The sequence below is a fragment of the Mesorhizobium sp. UC74_2 genome, from assembly GCF_042701485.1.
GTDB lineage: Bacteria > Pseudomonadota > Alphaproteobacteria > Rhizobiales > Rhizobiaceae > Mesorhizobium.
Genome location: NZ_CP170562.1, coordinates 1,044,036 through 1,060,061, shown reverse-complemented (window position 1 = coordinate 1,060,061; position 16,026 = coordinate 1,044,036). Strand labels below are relative to the sequence as shown.

Sequence of the window (16,026 nt, the reverse complement as noted above, 5' to 3'; positions counted from 1 at the left end):
CACGTCCGGGAGTCTCGATCGCGAACGAGGCAGATCATGCCGGAACTGAGCCAGCGAAGCCCAGCTCTTGTCTCCAGCATCAAGGATGACTACGACAGTTGAAGATTGGAGCGATCCAGTCGCAACCGTCCTTCGAACAAGGGATCATATCGTGGCAGTCGACGTCTTTGCACCGATAGCGTCGCGCAGCACCATCCAGGACGGTGTCTACCGCCAGCTCAGGCACGCCTTGATGACAGGACGGTTCGATCCGGGCCAGACGCTGACGATCGCGTCGCTGTCGGATTCGTTTGGCACCAGTCACATGCCGGTGCGAGAGGCCCTGCGTCGTCTTGCTGCAGAAAATGCGCTTGAGGTGGCGGCGAATGGCTCGGCTCGAATACCTGCCACAAGCCGCGCCAGGCTTGACGATCTCTGCCGTGCACGCATCGCCGTCGAGAGCCTGGCGACCGAACTGGCCGTCCCCAACATCACCGCCCGCGACATTGTTCAGCTCGAGGGGATCATCCACGAGCACGAAACGATCGGGCGTAGCGACAGCGTCTACGCCATGCTCGGCAAGAACCAGGAATTTCACTTCCACCTCTACGCGGCATCGCAATCGGAAGTGCTTATCCAGCTCATCGAGACGTTGTGGCTGCGGTTCGGCCCCTATATGCGGCTGCTGACGCGCCATATCGAACCCCTGCTGAAGTCCGACGACAGCGGCACCTATTCCGTGCATCACCATGAGATGGTTGCGGCGCTCAAGGCCAGGAATGCCGACGCGGCCCGCACTGCCATCATCGCCGACATTGAAGCGACCCGCGACCTGCTGCGTGAATTGACCGCGGAAGACCAATCCTAAGTCAAGGACTGTATGCTCTATCGAACATGCTCGCGATGCAATTTGATCAATTAATCAACGAGAACGAACATGTCTGAAAGACAAGCGATTTCATCCGGGTCGAAATTCGAGGAGCTGGCGGGTTATTCCCGCGCCGTTGTCGACGGTGAATGGATCTTCGTCTCGGCCACGGCGGGGTCGGAAGCCGATGGCAGCTTCTCGCCGGATACCGCCCAACAGGCACGGCGCGCCCTGGCTGTCATTTCAGCGGCGCTCGCTGAAGCCGACGCAAGTGTCGCCGACGTGGTGCGGGTACGCGTCTATCTGGCCGACCGCGCCGACGTGATGACGGTGTCGAAGATCCTGGGTGAGACTTTCACGGCGCCTCGCCCGACCAATACCACCATCATCTGCGGTTTCCCGGCCGAAGAGATCAAGGTCGAGCTGGAGATGACTGCGCTCAGGCGCCGCTGACCCAAACCGAAGATGTTCGACACCGGGCCATATTTGTGAAGGGGAGAGAAAATGAACACGCAGACAAAGACGGGGACGCTGCCGGTCAACGCGCAGGTCACCTTCCTCTACTACAAGGACCTCGCCGCACCTGAGCATTTTTATGGAGGGCAGCTGGGCTTCGAGAAGACCTTCGACAAGGGCTGGGTCAAGTTCTTCCGCATCACCGCCCATTCTTATGTCGGCCTCGTCGACGAAGCGAAGGGACACCATAAGGCATCCGACGCCAAAGCCGTCATGGTCAGCATGGAAACGCCGGAACTCGAAGCCTGGTACGAGCGCATGAAAGGTAGCGGTGCCGAGATCGTCGTTCACTACGATCCGGCCAACGCTGCCGAGCAGATGGTTTCCACCTTCCTGATGCGTGATCCCGGCGGCTACAGCGTCGAGTTCTTCCGCTTCAACAAGCGCGATTGAGCGCTCCAGGGCAATTTCGGGAACGTGCTGCTTCCTTTTGGAATTGCCTCACATCCTTGGCGGCTGCGCGCTGTCATTTCGGTAAGCGCAGCCGTTCTCCGTCGGCCGGGTCGAACAGGCAGACGTCGGCAGGCTTGATCGCCAGCGACACGGGCTGCCCACCGGCAAGCTGCAACCGCTCCGTGGAAAAAAGCTTGAGCTGCTGGCCAGCGATGTTCACATGCACCACCGTGGCTACACCCGTCGGCTCGACAAGTTCGACAGTCGCCGCGACACCGGCTTCGCTGGCCGGCATCAGCCCGATCCGCTCCGGACGAATGCCGGCAATCACCTCGCCATTATCGGGCAGTTTATCGGGAGCCGGCATGGCCAAAAGCTTGGCAGCGCCAATCCGCAGGTCGATTCCATTGTCCTCGCGCACCGCTCGCGCCTTGATGAAGTTCATGGCGGGAGAACCGATGAAACCGGCGACGAAAATGTTCGCCGGGTTGTCGTAGAGTTCCAGTGGTGCGCCGACCTGCTGGATGACGCCGCCGTTCATGGCGACGATACGATCGCTCATGGTCATGGCCTCGATCTGGTCATGCGTGACATAGACCGATGTCGCCCCGATATCGCGATGCAGTTTGCGGATCTCGAAACGCATCTGTTCGCGCAACCGCGCGTCGAGGTTGGACAGCGGCTCATCGAACAGGAATGCCTTCGGATTGCGCACGATCGCCCGTCCCATGGCGACGCGCTGGCGCTGCCCACCTGACAGTGCGCGCGGCCTGCGGTCCTGCAGCGCCTCGAGCCCCAGCTTGTCGCCCGCTCGCTTGACTGCCTCGGCGATACGTTCAGTCGGCGTGCGCTTCAGCTTCAGGCTGTAGCTCATGTTGTCGCGCACACTCATATGCGGATAGAGCGCGTAGGATTGGAACACCATTGCAATATCGCGGTCGCGTGGTGCCAGGTCGTTCACCCGTATGTCGCCGATACGGATTTCACCGGCGCTGAGATCTTCCAGTCCGGCGATGATGCGCAGCAAGGTCGACTTGCCGCAACCGGACGGCCCGACGAGGACGACGAATTCGCCCGAAGAGATCGTCAGATCCACCCCCCTCAGGACCGGGATCGCGCCATAGTCCTTGCGCACGCCATCGATAGCGATCGAAGCCATTTGCCGAACACCCTTTCGTTTCAGCCCTTCACCGCGCCGGCCGTCAGGCCCTGGACGAGATAACGCTGGATCAGGAAGAAGAAGATGCAAACCGGGACAAGGGCCAACACGCCTGCCGCCATCATCGGCCCGTACTCGATCGTCGCGCGGGTCGAATAAAGAAGCAGCCCCACCGGGAACGTGCTGGCCGAAGCCGATGAATTGAGCAGCAATGCGAACAGGATCTCACCCCATGCACCCGTGAAGCAGAAGCCCGCTGTGGCCACGATACCGGGCAGCGTCAGCGGCGCGATGATCTGCACGAACGCCTTGAAGCGCGTAGCGCCGTCAATCATCGCCGCCTCCTCGAGATCCTTCGGGATGCCGTCGAAGAACGACTGCATCAGGAAGGTGGCGAAAGGGATGTTGAACGCGGTGTAGATGATGATCAGGCCGGTCAGGCTGTTGGTCAGCCCCAGCGTGCCGAAAATGCTGAAGATCGGCGTGATCACGATGACGAGCGGGAACATCTGGGTCACCAGCATCAGGCCGACGATCCAGAACTTGCCTTTGAAGGCAAAGCGCGAAAACGCGTAGCCCGACGCCGTGGCAAGCAAGGTCGACACGATCGCGGTGACGCCTGAAACAATGATGGAATTGCGGAAGAACAGCAGGAAGTCGCTTTTGCCGATCACCGTCGCGTAGTGTTCGAAGCTTACCTTGGAAGGCAGCAGATCGGTGCCTTGCTTGTAAAGGATATCGTTGGGCGTGATCGAAACCTTGACGAGCCAGTACAGGGGAAACAGCGCCGCGAGGACATAGATGAGCAGCACGCCGTAGTGTAGCGCCCATTTCGTCGTCCGGATTTGAAAAGAGCCGCGCATGCTGTCACCTTGAGCCCAGCATCATCTGCCGGATCGATATCAGCAGAAGCGCATAGATGAGGAGCAGGACCACAAGTGCCGTCGCGACCGCCGAGGCATAGCCGAAATTCAGCCCCTGATAGGCCTGGGTGAAGACATAGCTGGCGACGATCTGCGAGGAATCGGCCGGGCCGCCCTTTGTCATCACCACGATGAGCTCGGACGAGTTGGCAATCCAGATCGTGCGCAGCATCACCGTGACGACGATGGTCGGCGCCAGGAACGGCAACGTGATCGAGCGGAAGCGTTCGAAACTGCCGGCGCCATCGATCTCCGCGGCTTCATAGATCTCGCTGGGGATCGCTTGCAGCGCGGCGAGCAGCGTGATCGCGAAGAACGGCGTGCCCCACCAGATGCTGGCGATGATAGGCCCAAGCAGCGCATGCTGCGGATCGGAGAGAATGTTGTCTGGCGCGCTCATCAGGCCAAGCGCATAAGCCCAGTGCGGCAGCGGTCCGATCGCCGGATTGAAAAGCCAGGACCAGTTCATGCCGATGAGGAACGTGGGAATAGCCCAGGGCAGGAACACGATGGGCTGGATGATCGACCGGCCTGGGAAAGGCCGGTTGAGCAGCAGCGCCAGGATCAGGCCGAAGACAAACTGGAATGCAACGCAGCTCACCGTCCAGGTGACCGTGTTTTTCAGCGCGCCCCAGAAACTGCTGTCACGCATCAGGTCACGGAAGTTGTCGAGGCCGACAAATCCGCCCGATGTCGGGTCGAGCAACATGACATTGCGGAAGGCGTAGGAGATTCCGATGACGATCGGAACCAGCGTCGTCACTGTAATCAGCAACAGCGCTGGAGCGCTGTAGAGATAAGGCTCAAGCGCAGCCAGACGCCGCCGTCCGGTCGTGGAGAGATAGGGTACGGTCATGCTCGGCCCGGATTGTCATGACGGCAACGATGCGTCCGGCTTCGTTGCCGTCGAGGTAAAGCCAATTACTTCGCCAGGAATTTCTGCTGGGCTTTGGTGAGGATGCCTGCAAATTGCTTGCCGAGGTCCTCGGCCGAGATCTGGCCAAGCAGCGCCTGCTGAGCGAGCTTCACCGCCGTCGAGCCCGCGAAAAGGCTGTATTCCGGCAAATAGCCGGGAGTGACGGTGGGGACGATATCCTTGTCATCAAGGGAGTCGAACCAGGCCCGGTACTTTGGATCCGCATAGGTCGGATCTTTCTCCGCGCTCTTGAAGATGGGCAGTGCGCCCACCGCTTTCGTCCACTGCGGATCGGATTTCGGACCATCGAGCATGGTCAGGAACTTCCAGGCCAGATCCTTGTGCTGGCTCGCCGACATGATCCCCCAGGAACCGTAGCTCAGCACCGGGAATGCCTTGCCGCCCTTGCCCTTCGGCATCGGCACGACACCGAAATCGTCCTGCGCCATGTGCTCTGACGTCGGCGCCAGCACGTCGGCATCCTGGTCGAGCATGGCGCAGGTTCCGGTGTAGAAGCCGGCGACGGTCTCCTTGTAACCCCAATTGACGCTGTCCTTCGGCGCCCAGCCATTCTTGTAGATGTCGATCTGGTTCTGGAAGCCGGCGACCCAGCCGGGTTGATCGAGCGTCGACTTGCCGTCCTTGTCGAAGAACGCGTTATCGCCATTGGTGGCTGCACCCATCATGGCCCGGGCATTGAAGGTGCCTGAGCCGCCGCGAAGGCAGTAGCCATACTTGCCGGGAAGCGCGGATACCTTCTTGGCGGCATCCATGAACTCGTCGATGGTCTTCGGCGGCCCGGCAACGCCAGCCTCAGCAAACAGCTTCTTGTTGTAGTAGAGCGACTTCACGAAAAGACCGTAAGGAAGCACATAGGCCGTGTCCTTGACCTTGCGTGCGAGTTCCAGCGCACGCGGATTCAGGTCGGCCTTGTGCTCCCATGTCTCGAGATAAGGTTCGAGGCTCTCAAGATGCCCGGAATTGGCATAGAGAGCTACCCAGTTGTCGGGCATTTCCGCCACGTCTGGAATGTCGCCCGCGGCAATCATCGTGGCGAATTTCTCGAAGGAATTGTCCCACGGGATCGAGATGAGCTCGACCTTCACGCCGGGGTTTTCCGCTTCGAACGTCTTGATCACCCCGTTGAGGACGGCCAGAGACTCATCGCTCGTATTGGTCTGGACAAACCGTAGCGTCGTCTCGGCAAGCGCAGGTGCGGCAAGCATGACGACAGTCGTCCCCGCCAGAAGCAGTTTCTTGATCACGATATTCCCTCCCCATGGATGCCCCGGCAAATCACCTCGATCTCTGGACAGGAACAGCTCTCCCAGGCTGGCCTATGTCGGATCGATTTGTTGACGATCGCTTGGCACTACGATGGATAGATTACATCATTAGATCTTTTGATCAAGAGATACGAAAAGCTTCTCGGTGACCTCCAGTCCGAACTCGCAAGCCACAACCAAACGGCCCAGGAAACTTCAGCCAGCGTGCGGCAAGGCGCGGTGGACGATATTCAGGAAGTAGCGCATGGCGATCGGCACGACATCGTCATCGAAGACGAAACGATCCCCGTGCAGCCCCTCGCCGGGGCCGACATCGCCTGCGCCGATCCAGGCATAGGCACCGTCGCCAACGTCGCGCAGCAGGAAAGCAAAGTCCTCGCAGCCCATGCTCGGCTGGAAATCGGTGCTGACGTGCTCGGCGCCAACCGTATCCTGCCCGGCAAGAGCCGCTAGCGCGGCGCCGGCTGTGGGATTGACCACCGGCGGATAGCCGCGCTTGTAGTCGAGTTCGGCCGTCACACCATGCATGGCCGCGACCGCTTGCGCGACCCGCTCGATCTCTTGAGCGCAATGGTCCGACAGGGCCGGATCATAAAACCGACAGGTACCCTCGACCCTGGCTTCCGTCGGCACGAAATTGTTGAACCGTCCACCATGGATCTGCGTGACCGAGAGTACGGCTGCGACAAGCGGATCAATGCTGCGGCTGACCACGCGCTGCACCGCGGTGACAAAGCTGGCCGCAGCCAACACCGGATCGTCACCGAGATGCGGCATCGCCGCATGACAGCCGCTGCCGTGGAAGCGGATCTCGAAATCGTCGACAGCAGCCATCTGCGGGCCGCTCAAAACACCGATCTGCCCCTTCGGGAAACCCGGCCAGTTGTGAATGGCAAACACTTTCTCGACCGGGAAGCGCTTCAGCAACCCATCCTCGATCATCTTCTTGCCGCCGCCGACTACCTCTTCAGCCGGCTGGAAGATGAAGACGACCGTGCCGTCGAAACCTCCGGTCTCGGAGAGCAGTTTGGCGGCACCCAGAAGGATTGCGGCGTGGCCGTCATGGCCGCAGGCATGCATGACGCCTTTGTTCTTCGACACATAGTCGACATCTGCCATCTCTTCGATCGGCAGCGCATCGAGCTCGGCGCGCAGCGCAATCGCCCGTTTGCCGCTTCCCTTGGTCAAGGTTGCAACGACGGCGGTCTGGCTGACGTCGGTATGCACGGCAAGGCCGAATGCCGCGAGTTTTGCGGCGATGAAAGCGGCGGTTTCATGCTCGGCAAAGCCGAGCTCGGGATTGGCATGGATGTGCTTGCGCCAGGCGATGACCTCTGGCGCGATTTCGGCAACTCTGTCGTTGGTGGGCATGGATTGTCTCGCAGCTCGCTTTTCTCGTGATGTCGGTGACCCTAAATGCGGGCAGCGGCTCCGTCTTGAACGGGATTGACCGCCGGGCCGGTTTCCGGAAGGCTGCCACTGATGAACGATGCCAATGAATGCGAGGAAGCGCGGTTGACGCGGCATGCGGGGCTTGGCGATCTCGAATTGCTGACCGCCCGTTACCGCAACCACGCCTATGCGCTGCACACGCATGACAGCTACGTATTCGGCGTCGTGGTTGCCGGCGCCGAAAAGCTGCGCATCAACCGCCAGGCCTATCTGGCTCCTGCCGGCTCGATCATCGTCGTCAATCCCGAGGACCCGCATGATGGCGAGAAGGGCTGCGAGGCCGGCTGGGCCTATCGCACCTGCTACCCGCGTGCCGAGCTGATGCGCGAGGTCGCGGAAGATCTCGAGCTTGGCCATTTGCCGATGTTCAGCCAGGGTATTCTCGAGGCCCCGGACCTCGCCGGCGATTTTGTGCAGGCCCACCGCCTTGCCGTCGCCGGCAAATCTATGGAAGCGGAAACAGCGATGCTGACGGCATTGCGCGAACTGACCAGGTGCTTCGCGGACCGTGGCGGCCGCGACCTTCCAGCCAACGACAGCGCGGCAGCAAGGCGATTTCGGCGCTACCGTGATCTCGTCGAAGCTGATCTCACCGGCGCCTTCGAGCTGGGCGACCTCGCCGAGGTGGCGGGCGTAACCCGCTTCCAGGTGATCCGTGACTTCAAACGCGTTGCCGGCATGACGCCCGGCCAATATCTGCGCGACTGCCGCATTCGCGCCGCTTCTGCACTGATGCGAACCAGCAAACCCCTGGCTGAAATCGCCTTCGACACCGGCTTTGCAGACCAGAGCCACCTCACCCGGCAGTTCAAATCCATGCGCGGCGTATCGCCTGGAGCATTTCGCGAAGCGGGTTGAGCCGCCGCGACCACCTTCGGCTGGAGCCGGATATCGCCGATACAGGGCATCTGGATGGCGTGTGATGCCCCAACCAATGCGGTTTCTCACCGAACGATAACGTACCGCTTGGCATCCCTGGAGGCCGGCACAACCAGGCATCTCCGTGCACTGTCGCCCAATGACATCAAAATTGTCGACAAAATAGTTGACAATAATGCCAGCATGCTGAATATCCGATGCCATATTGCGAACGACGGCATCAAAGATCGTCGCTGTGACATCGGGAGGATGTTTCATGATCGACCAGCACGCGCCGGACAATCGGGCAACAATCGTTGAACGTCGACGCCGGAGGCTGCTGAGCCTCTGAAGCGCATTCCGTATTTCCCGCAAAGGTCGGCCCGACGAGGTTCCCCATGCTGGTCTTCACCATAAGCCGTCTCGCCAACGCCATCATGGTCATGCTGGCCGTCGCCATGCTCGCTTTCCTGATCTTCCGCCTCGCCGGCGATCCGGTCGAGATGATGGCCGGCGAGCAGATGACCCAGGAAGATCGCGATGCGCTGCGCGAACGGCTCGGCCTGAACGACGGCACCTTGACGCAATTCGTGCGCTTCGTCGCCAATGCCGCGCGCGGCGACTTCGGCGTTTCCTACCGCAACGGCCAGGATGTGCTGACGCTGATCGGCGAGCGTTTCCCGGCAACGCTCGAACTCGTGCTGGTGGCGACGCTGATTTCACTGATCGTCGGGCTGCCCCTCGGCGTTCTCACCGCCATCAAGCGAGGGCGATGGTATACGGAATCCCTGCAATTCCTGTCGATCATCGGCGTTTCGCTGCCGAGCTTCGTGGTCGGCATCCTGCTCATCCTGCGTCTTTTCGGTCATTCTTGGCTGGTCGCCGTCTTTCGGACGCGGCGAGGTCGTGCAGATCGGCTGGTGGTCGACCGGCCTGCTGACGCCGTCCGGACGCGCGGCGCTCATCCTGCCAGCCATTGCGCTGTCGCTCTACCAGATCACTTTGATCATGCGACTGGTACGCGCCGAAATGCTGGAAGTGCTGCGCTCCGACTATGTGAAATTCGCCCGGGCCCGCGGCATTCCGCGCTGGCGCATCTACTTCCGACATGCCCTGCGCAACTGCCTGATGCCCGTGGTGACGATGACCGCCATGAATGTCGGCTCGCTGATCGCCTTCGCGCTGATCACCGAAACCGTCTTCCAGTGGCCAGGTATGGGCATGCTGTTCATCCAGGCAGTCACCTTCCTCGATATCCCGGTGATGGCAGCGTATCTGTGCATCATCTCCTTCATTTTCGTCGCGCTGAACACGCTGGTCGACATCACCTATGCCGTGATCGATCCGCGCCTGCGCGCCTCGCACTAAGGAGGCCGTTCGATGACGCTCGACACTTCGAAGGCAGCTCCGGCAAAACCTCAATCCGCGCTGCAGCGCTGGCGCGACAGCGATATCTGGTGGTCGTTCACGCATTCGAAAGCCGCCATGCTGGCTGCTGCGATCTTCGCCATCCTGATCGCGACGGCGGTGTTCGCGCCCTTGTTCGCGCCGCAGAACCCTTACGACGCCGCACAGCTCGACATGTGGAAGGCCGAGCTGCCCCCGGTATGGCAGGAAGGCGGCGAATGGCCTTACCTACTGGGCACTGACACGCAGGGTCGCGACATGCTGTCGGCCATCCTCTACGGCACGCGCATCTCGATGGTCATCGGCCTTGCTTCCGTCGCGCTGTCGTTGCTGATCGGCATGACCGCCGGCTTGGTTGCCGGTTTCTTCGGCGGCTTCATCGAGAACATTCTGATGCGCATCGGCGACATCACCCTGTCGATCCCGACGATCCTGATTGCCATCCTCGTCTCGACTGTGGTGCGCCAGCTGCTGCCCTCGGATCTGCGTGAGATCGGAGCATCCGCAGTGCTGGTACTGGCGATCGCACTTTCCTCCTGGGTGCAATATGCACGCACGGTGCGTGCGCAGACCATCGTCGAACGCAGCAAGGAATATGTGCAGGCGGCCCGGCTGCTGAAAGTGCCGGCCCGCCGGATCCTGGCGCACCACATCCTGCCCAACACGCTGACCCCGGTGCTGGTCGCCGCCACGCTGAATTTCGGCATGGCGATCCTGACGGAAGCGACACTCTCCTTCCTCGGCATCGGCATGCCGCCCGGCCAGCCGTCGCTCGGCACGCTGATCCGCATCGGCAACCAGTTCCTGTTCTCCGGCTCGTGGTGGATCGTCCTGTTTCCGGTGATCCAGCTCTGCCTGCTCGTCGTCGTCGTCAATGTGCTGGGAGACTGGCTGCGCGACGTGCTCAATCCGAAACTGAGGTAAGTGCATGACCAATCTGCTGCTCCGCAACGTCCGGCCTTATGGAGGCGCCGTCAGCGATCTGCTGATCCGCGACGGGCGCATTGCCGGGATCGGTCATTTCGAGCCGGAAGCCGGCATGCCTGTCGAGGACGGCGGTGGCGCCATCGCCATTTCGGGCTTGATCGACGCGCACACCCACCTCGACAAGACCACCTGGGGCATGCCCTGGCACGAAAACAACCGGCGCGCGGTGCTGCGCGAGCGCATCGACTTCGAACGCGAAAACCGCCTCGCCATCGGCATCGACCCGCACCGCCAGTCGATGCGTCATGCCATTGGCCTCGCCGCGCATGGCGCGACCCATATCCGCAGCCATGTCGACATCGATCCGACGCACAGGCTTTCGATCGTCGACGGCATCATGGAAACCCGCGAGAAGCTGAAAGACATCATCGACATCGAAATCGTCGCTTTCCCGCAATCGGGCGTCATGGTGATGCCCGGCACTGTGGAACTGCTCGACGAAGCACTGGCGCAAGGCTGCGAAGTTCTTGGCGGCATCGACCCATGCGGCATCGACCGCGATCCCAAGGGCCAGCTCGATGCGATCTTCGCGCTTGCGGTGAAGCACCAGAAACCGATCGACATCCATTTGCATGAGACGGGTGATCTCGGCGCCTTCACCATGGAGCTGATGTTCGAGCGCATCCGCGTCAATGGCATGCAGGGCAAGGTGGCGATCAGCCACGCCTTCGCGCTGGGCATGAACGACTATCTGCGCGTCGGCCAGCTCATCGAACAGATCGCCGAACTCGACGTCGCCATCCTGACCACCGGCGCACCCTCGGCTACGGTGCCGTCGATCATGCGGCTGAAGGAAGCCGGTATCCGGGTCGGCGCCGGCTGTGACGGCATCCGCGACACTTGGGGCCCCTGGGGCCAGCCCGACATGCTCGATCGCGCCAAGGTGGTCGGCATGAAGAACGGCCTGCGCTCCGACAACGACCTGGCACACGTCCTGCACATCGTCTCACAAGGCGGAGCTGACGTCATGCGCATCGAAGGCTACGGCCTGGCAGAGGGCTGCAATGCAGACCTGACGCTCCTGACCGGCGAGACGCTCGCTCATGCGGTGGTCGACGTCGCGCCACGCCCCCTTGTCGTCAAGGGCGGACGCGTCACCGCGCGCAACGGCCAGCCGACGGTGGACATGCCATGACACGACAGATCCTGGGTTCACTCGAACTCGGCAAGCGCCCCGAGGGTCGCACGCTGATCACCGCGGCCTGGGTGCTTGGCAATCGCGACGGCGGACACCGGCTGATCCCGAATGGCGAAGTCGTCATCGACGGCGGAGAAGTCGTTTTCGTCGGTACGACCTTCCCGGGTGAGGCCGCAAGACGCATCGATTTCGGCAATGCGCTGGTCAGCCCGGGTTTCGTCGACCTTGATGCGCTCTCCGATCTCGACACCACAATCCTCGGCATCGACAACCAGCCGGGCTGGGCCAAGGGCCGTGTGTGGCCGCGCTCTTACGTCGAGGCAGGCCCTTATGAGATGTACAGCCAGGAGGAACTGGCGTTTCAGAAGCGCTTTGCCTTCGGGCAATTGCTGCTCAACGGCATCACGACGGCAGCGCCCATCGCCTCGCTGTTTTACCGTGAATGGGGCGAAACAGTCGCCGAGTTTGATGCGGCTGCCGATGCCGCCGGAGACCTTGGCCTCAGGGTCTATCTCAGCCCCGCCTACCGCGCCGGCGGCATGGTGCTGGAAGGCCCCGGCAAGATGGTGCCGGTGTTCGACGAACAATGCGGCCTGGCCGGGCTGCGCGATGCGGTCGATTATATCGGCAGGCAGAACGGCCGCCACGGCGACCTTGTGCGCGGCCTGCTGGCGCCTGACCGCGTCGAAACCTGCACCGAGGAGCTGCTGCGCCAGACCCAGGCGGCGGCAGCCGAGCTCGGCTGCAAGATCCGCCTGCACATGGCGCAGGGCTCGATGGAGGTCGATACCGTTCGCAAATTGCATGGCACGACCGCTCCTGTCTGGCTGGCGCGCGCCGGGCTGCTCAACGACCGGCTGATCGCACCGCATGCCACCAACGCCACCGACGAGGATCTCGACCTCTACGCCGACCATGGCGTCTCGATCGTGCATTGCTCGCTGGTGTCGGCGCGCAGCGGCAGCATCCTGAACTCGTTCTCCAAATGCCGTGAGCGCAGCATCAACATTGCGATGGGAACCGACACTACCCCGGCCGACATGCTGATGAACCTGCTGATCAGCCTGATCACTTGCCGCATCGCCGACAAGGCTTCGGACCGCGTGCGCTCCGCCGACCTGTTCGATGCGGCGACGCTGGGAGGCGCGAAGGCGCTCGGCCGCGACGATCTCGGCCGGCTGATGGCCGGCGCGCGCGCCGACATCGCCGTTTTCGGCCTCGACGATGCTGTCATGGCGCCGTCCGTGGACCCGATCACCACGCTGGTCACAGGCGGTTCGGGCAAGGTCACGCAGGCCGTGTTCGTCGACGGGCGGCTGTCCATGCGTTTCGGTGAGGTGGCCGGCATTGACATGAAGGCGGCGCGCGAGCGTGCTCAGCAGCAATATGACGGCCTGATCGCCAAATATCCGGACCGCAGCTGGGGCCACCCGCCGGTTTCGGATATCTTCCCGCCAAGCTATCCCATCGAGGTAGACGCCAATGGCTGAAACCCAGCAAGCCGTGCTCGAGGTTCGTGGCCTCAAGGTTGAATTCCCCGGCCGCCGCGGCATCGCCACGGCTCTCTCGGATGTGAGCCTTTCAATCCGCCCCGGCGAGATCCTCGGCGTGGTCGGAGAATCCGGTGCCGGCAAGTCGATGACCGGTCTTGCCATCCAGGGGCTGCTCGAACGTCCGGGACACATCGCCGAAGGCGAAATCTGGCTGAAAGATCGACGCATCGACAATCTCGGCGATCGCGAGATGGAGAAGATCCGTGGCCGCGAGATCGGCGCCATCTTCCAGGACCCGCTGACCTCGCTCAACCCGCTGTTCACGGTCGGCGCACAATTGACCGAAACGATCCGGCAGCATCTCGGCATGGGCAAGGCCGAGGCCAAGGCGCGAGCGATTTCGCTGCTGAAAGATGTCGGCATCCCCTCACCCGAAGAACGCGTCAACCAATACCCGCATCAGTTCTCCGGTGGCATGCGCCAGCGCGTCGTGATTGCGCTGGCGCTTGCTGCTTCGCCGAAGCTGATCATCGCCGATGAGCCAACCACGGCGCTCGATGTGTCGATCCAGGCACAGATCACTTCGCTCCTGCGCAAGCTCTGCAAGGAGAAAGGCACGGCGGTGATGCTGGTGACCCACGACATGGGGGTCATTGCCGAAACCGCGGACCGCGTCGCTGTCCTCTATGCCGGCCGCCTCATCGAGGTCGGCCCGGTCGAGCAGGTGCTGCGCGCTCCAAAACACCCCTACACGCGCGGACTGATGGCCTCGATCCCTGCGCTCGGTGCCCGCGTCGAACGGCTCAACCAGATCGACGGCTCGATGCCACGCCTCGACGCCATCCCGCCGGGTTGTGCTTTCAACCCGCGCTGCAAGGAGGCTGGCCCGCGCTGCACGCGGGAGCGGCCAGGTCTGGCGCCAGCTGGTGCCGGCTCCAGCGCATGCTGGCTGAACGCGGGAGGAACCGCATGACCGCGATGACTCAGAAGACGGCCCTCTGCGTCAGCCGGCTGGTCAAGACATTCGATGTCTCCGCGCCCTGGCTCAACCGTGTCGTCGAACGCAAGCCGCAGCAGTTCCTGCAGGCCGTCAGCGACATCAGCTTCGACGTTCCCCTTGGGGGATGCCTGAGCCTTGTCGGCGAAAGCGGTTGCGGCAAGTCCACCGTCGCGCGGCTGGTGACGGGTCTATACAAGCCGAACGGTGGCGAAATGCGTTTCGCACCGGGCCAGGACGGCAAGCCGCTGTCTGCTCAGATGATCTTCCAGGATCCCTATGCCTCGCTGAACCCGCGCTGGCGCGTGAGGAACATCATCGCCGAGCCTATCCGCGAACTGAAACTGCGCGAGACCAAAGCCGAAATCGACGACCGCGTGGTTGAACTGCTGAAGACGGTCGGCCTTTCAGCTTCCGATGGCGACAAGTTCCCACACGAGTTCTCGGGGGGCCAGCGCCAACGCATCTCGATCGCGCGGGCACTCGCCAGCGAGCCCGAATTCGCGTCTGCGACGAGCCGACCTCGGCGCTCGACGTTTCCGTTCAGGCGCAGGTGCTCAACCTGATGCGGCGCCTGCAGGATCAGTTCGGCCTGACCTATCTGTTCATCAGCCATGACATGAGTGTTGTACGGCACATGTCGGACCGCATCGCGGTGATGTATCTCGGCCGCATCGTCGAAGAAGGCGAGACGGAAGCGCTGTTCGCCAGGCCACGACACCCCTACACGCAATTGCTGCTGCAGACGATCCCGAACATCGAAAAGCCGCATCGGGACCGTGTCGTCGCCGGAGGCGAGGTTCCAAGCCCGCTCAAGCCGCCGTCAGGCTGCCCCTTCCATCCAAGATGTCCGATCGCGACGGCGCATTGCTCGTTGGAATTGCCTGAGGTGCGTACGTTCTCAAACGGCACGCGGGTAGCCTGCCATCTTGCGGAGGATGCGTAGAGTTGCGGGTTTAGGCCAGCGCGGCACGCAGATCATGAGACATGTCGCGCACTTCCCTCAGGTCCAATTCGGACTCCACATGCTCCAGATGATGTTCCATCAGCCCAGAAGCCTTCTTGAGGTCGCCCGCGGCGATCGCATCGACGATCTCGGCGTGCTCGTCCGGCCCGCAGTTGAAGCGGGCTGTGTTCCGATACACGGCCGTGATCAGCGAGGTGCGCGAGATCAGGTCGCGCATCATGCCGAAGAGGAAGTCGGAGCCGGAGATCTCGGCAAGCAGAAGATGGAAACCGCCGGACAGCTTGATGATATCGGTGGTCGCGTCGTTGGCGTTGGCGGTCCGCTCCTGGGTGACATGGGCGCGCAGCCGCGCCAGATCGGCCTTCGTCACAGAGGCGCCGATGCGGGCAACGACGCGACTTTCCACGGAGCGGCGAATGGTGAAGACGTCTCTCGCCTCGTCCACCGTCGGCTGGCACACGAAAGCACCGCGATTGGGGATGATGGTCACAAGGCCCTCGCGCTCAAGCGCGGCCAGCGCCTGGCGGATACGCGCGCGGCTGACATCGAAGATCGCGGCCATCTGGCCTTCCTTGAGCTGCACGCCTGGGCGCAACCGGCGCTCAGCGATCGAGAGCCACACCTTTTCGACGATCTGCTGTATCGAAATGCCTGCCTGCTCGGTCATGACTCTCTTTCCCGCTGTCT

At 62.1% G+C, this 16,026-nt stretch carries 14 protein-coding genes and 2 pseudogenes; 10 read left to right on the top strand and 6 right to left on the bottom strand.

All coding sequences use genetic code 11. The features are described 5' to 3' along the window. The first annotated feature begins 151 nt into the window (after nt 1–151). From ACFJIU_RS05030 to ACFJIU_RS05020, 3 genes are all read left to right on the top strand, one after another. A complete protein-coding gene (locus ACFJIU_RS05030) occupies nt 152–847 on the top strand; it encodes a GntR family transcriptional regulator (RefSeq protein ID WP_379068206.1) in 696 nt (231 codons plus the stop codon). Nucleotides 848–916: 69 nt separating this feature from the next. Then, on the top strand, nt 917–1,300 hold the full coding sequence (locus ACFJIU_RS05025; RefSeq protein WP_379068203.1) for a RidA family protein: 384 nt from the start codon (nt 917–919) through the stop codon (nt 1,298–1,300). A 51-nt stretch (nt 1,301–1,351) separates the two neighbouring features. After that, nucleotides 1,352–1,756: a VOC family protein gene (locus ACFJIU_RS05020; RefSeq protein WP_379068200.1), complete on the top strand. Its 405-nt coding sequence runs from the start codon at nt 1,352–1,354 to the stop codon at nt 1,754–1,756. A gap of 73 nt (nt 1,757–1,829) precedes the next feature. Here ACFJIU_RS05020 and ACFJIU_RS05015 read toward each other — a convergent pair whose 3' ends face one another. The 5 genes from ACFJIU_RS05015 to ACFJIU_RS04995 form a co-directional block, all read right to left on the bottom strand. Next, nucleotides 1,830–2,915 (bottom strand): ABC transporter ATP-binding protein, encoded by a 1,086-nt coding sequence (locus tag ACFJIU_RS05015; RefSeq protein WP_379068197.1) that lies wholly within the window; start codon nt 2,913–2,915, stop codon nt 1,830–1,832. A 20-nt stretch (nt 2,916–2,935) separates the two neighbouring features. Next, nucleotides 2,936–3,778 (bottom strand): carbohydrate ABC transporter permease, encoded by an 843-nt coding sequence (locus tag ACFJIU_RS05010; RefSeq protein ID WP_379068194.1) that lies wholly within the window; start codon nt 3,776–3,778, stop codon nt 2,936–2,938. Between the two features lie 4 nt (nt 3,779–3,782). Continuing rightward, on the bottom strand, nt 3,783–4,694 hold the full coding sequence (locus tag ACFJIU_RS05005) for a carbohydrate ABC transporter permease (protein ID WP_379068191.1): 912 nt from the start codon (nt 4,692–4,694) through the stop codon (nt 3,783–3,785). Nucleotides 4,695–4,759: 65 nt separating this feature from the next. Continuing rightward, the gene (locus tag ACFJIU_RS05000; protein WP_379072964.1) at nt 4,760–6,016 is read right to left on the bottom strand and encodes an ABC transporter substrate-binding protein; all 1,257 of its coding nucleotides are present in this window, start codon (nt 6,014–6,016) and stop codon (nt 4,760–4,762) included. Between the two features lie 219 nt (nt 6,017–6,235). Next, a complete protein-coding gene (locus ACFJIU_RS04995; protein WP_379068188.1) occupies nt 6,236–7,411 on the bottom strand; it encodes an amidohydrolase in 1,176 nt (391 codons plus the stop codon). Nucleotides 7,412–7,522: 111 nt separating this feature from the next. Here ACFJIU_RS04995 and ACFJIU_RS04990 point away from each other — a divergent pair, with 111 nt between their 5' ends. From ACFJIU_RS04990 to ACFJIU_RS04960, 7 genes and pseudogenes are all read left to right on the top strand, one after another. Next, nucleotides 7,523–8,350, top strand: coding sequence for an AraC family transcriptional regulator (locus ACFJIU_RS04990; protein WP_379068186.1), 828 nt, complete (start codon nt 7,523–7,525; stop codon nt 8,348–8,350). A gap of 398 nt (nt 8,351–8,748) precedes the next feature. Beyond that, a pseudogene (locus ACFJIU_RS04985) lies at nt 8,749–9,718 on the top strand (ABC transporter permease). 12 nt (nt 9,719–9,730) lie between these two features. Further along, nucleotides 9,731–10,681: an ABC transporter permease gene (locus ACFJIU_RS04980; protein WP_379068183.1), complete on the top strand. Its 951-nt coding sequence runs from the start codon at nt 9,731–9,733 to the stop codon at nt 10,679–10,681. A 4-nt stretch (nt 10,682–10,685) separates the two neighbouring features. Next, the gene (locus ACFJIU_RS04975) at nt 10,686–11,879 is read left to right on the top strand and encodes an amidohydrolase family protein (RefSeq protein ID WP_379068180.1); all 1,194 of its coding nucleotides are present in this window, start codon (nt 10,686–10,688) and stop codon (nt 11,877–11,879) included. Then, the gene (locus ACFJIU_RS04970; RefSeq protein WP_379068177.1) at nt 11,876–13,372 is read left to right on the top strand and encodes an amidohydrolase family protein; all 1,497 of its coding nucleotides are present in this window, start codon (nt 11,876–11,878) and stop codon (nt 13,370–13,372) included. The genes ACFJIU_RS04975 and ACFJIU_RS04970 overlap by 4 nt, the downstream gene beginning before the upstream one ends. Further along, a complete protein-coding gene (locus tag ACFJIU_RS04965) occupies nt 13,365–14,348 on the top strand; it encodes an ABC transporter ATP-binding protein (protein WP_379068174.1) in 984 nt (327 codons plus the stop codon). Before ACFJIU_RS04970 ends, ACFJIU_RS04965 begins: the two co-directional genes overlap by 8 nt. Then, nucleotides 14,345–15,318 (top strand): annotated as a pseudogene (locus ACFJIU_RS04960) (ABC transporter ATP-binding protein). The gene ACFJIU_RS04965 and the pseudogene ACFJIU_RS04960 overlap by 4 nt, the downstream one beginning before the upstream one ends. Nucleotides 15,319–15,328: 10 nt before the next feature. On the opposite strand, the gene ACFJIU_RS04955 reads toward ACFJIU_RS04960, so the two are convergent. Beyond that, nucleotides 15,329–16,006: a GntR family transcriptional regulator gene (locus tag ACFJIU_RS04955; RefSeq protein ID WP_379068172.1), complete on the bottom strand. Its 678-nt coding sequence runs from the start codon at nt 16,004–16,006 to the stop codon at nt 15,329–15,331. Nucleotides 16,007–16,026 lie beyond the last annotated feature (20 nt).

Coding starts and splice junctions, on each gene's coding strand:
- ACFJIU_RS05025 (WP_379068203.1), top strand. CDS start 917: ATGTCTGAAAGACAAGCGATTTCATCCGGGTCGAAATTCGAGGAGCTG.
- ACFJIU_RS05020 (WP_379068200.1), top strand. CDS start 1,352: ATGAACACGCAGACAAAGACGGGGACGCTGCCGGTCAACGCGCAGGTC.
- ACFJIU_RS05015 (WP_379068197.1), bottom strand. CDS start 2,915: ATGGCTTCGATCGCTATCGATGGCGTGCGCAAGGACTATGGCGCGATC.
- ACFJIU_RS05010 (WP_379068194.1), bottom strand. CDS start 3,778: ATGCGCGGCTCTTTTCAAATCCGGACGACGAAATGGGCGCTACACTAC.
- ACFJIU_RS05005 (WP_379068191.1), bottom strand. CDS start 4,694: ATGACCGTACCCTATCTCTCCACGACCGGACGGCGGCGTCTGGCTGCG.
- ACFJIU_RS04995 (WP_379068188.1), bottom strand. CDS start 7,411: ATGCCCACCAACGACAGAGTTGCCGAAATCGCGCCAGAGGTCATCGCC.
- ACFJIU_RS04990 (WP_379068186.1), top strand. CDS start 7,523: ATGAACGATGCCAATGAATGCGAGGAAGCGCGGTTGACGCGGCATGCG.
- ACFJIU_RS04980 (WP_379068183.1), top strand. CDS start 9,731: ATGACGCTCGACACTTCGAAGGCAGCTCCGGCAAAACCTCAATCCGCG.
- ACFJIU_RS04975 (WP_379068180.1), top strand. CDS start 10,686: ATGACCAATCTGCTGCTCCGCAACGTCCGGCCTTATGGAGGCGCCGTC.
- ACFJIU_RS04970 (WP_379068177.1), top strand. CDS start 11,876: ATGACACGACAGATCCTGGGTTCACTCGAACTCGGCAAGCGCCCCGAG.
- ACFJIU_RS04965 (WP_379068174.1), top strand. CDS start 13,365: ATGGCTGAAACCCAGCAAGCCGTGCTCGAGGTTCGTGGCCTCAAGGTT.
- ACFJIU_RS04955 (WP_379068172.1), bottom strand. CDS start 16,006: ATGACCGAGCAGGCAGGCATTTCGATACAGCAGATCGTCGAAAAGGTG.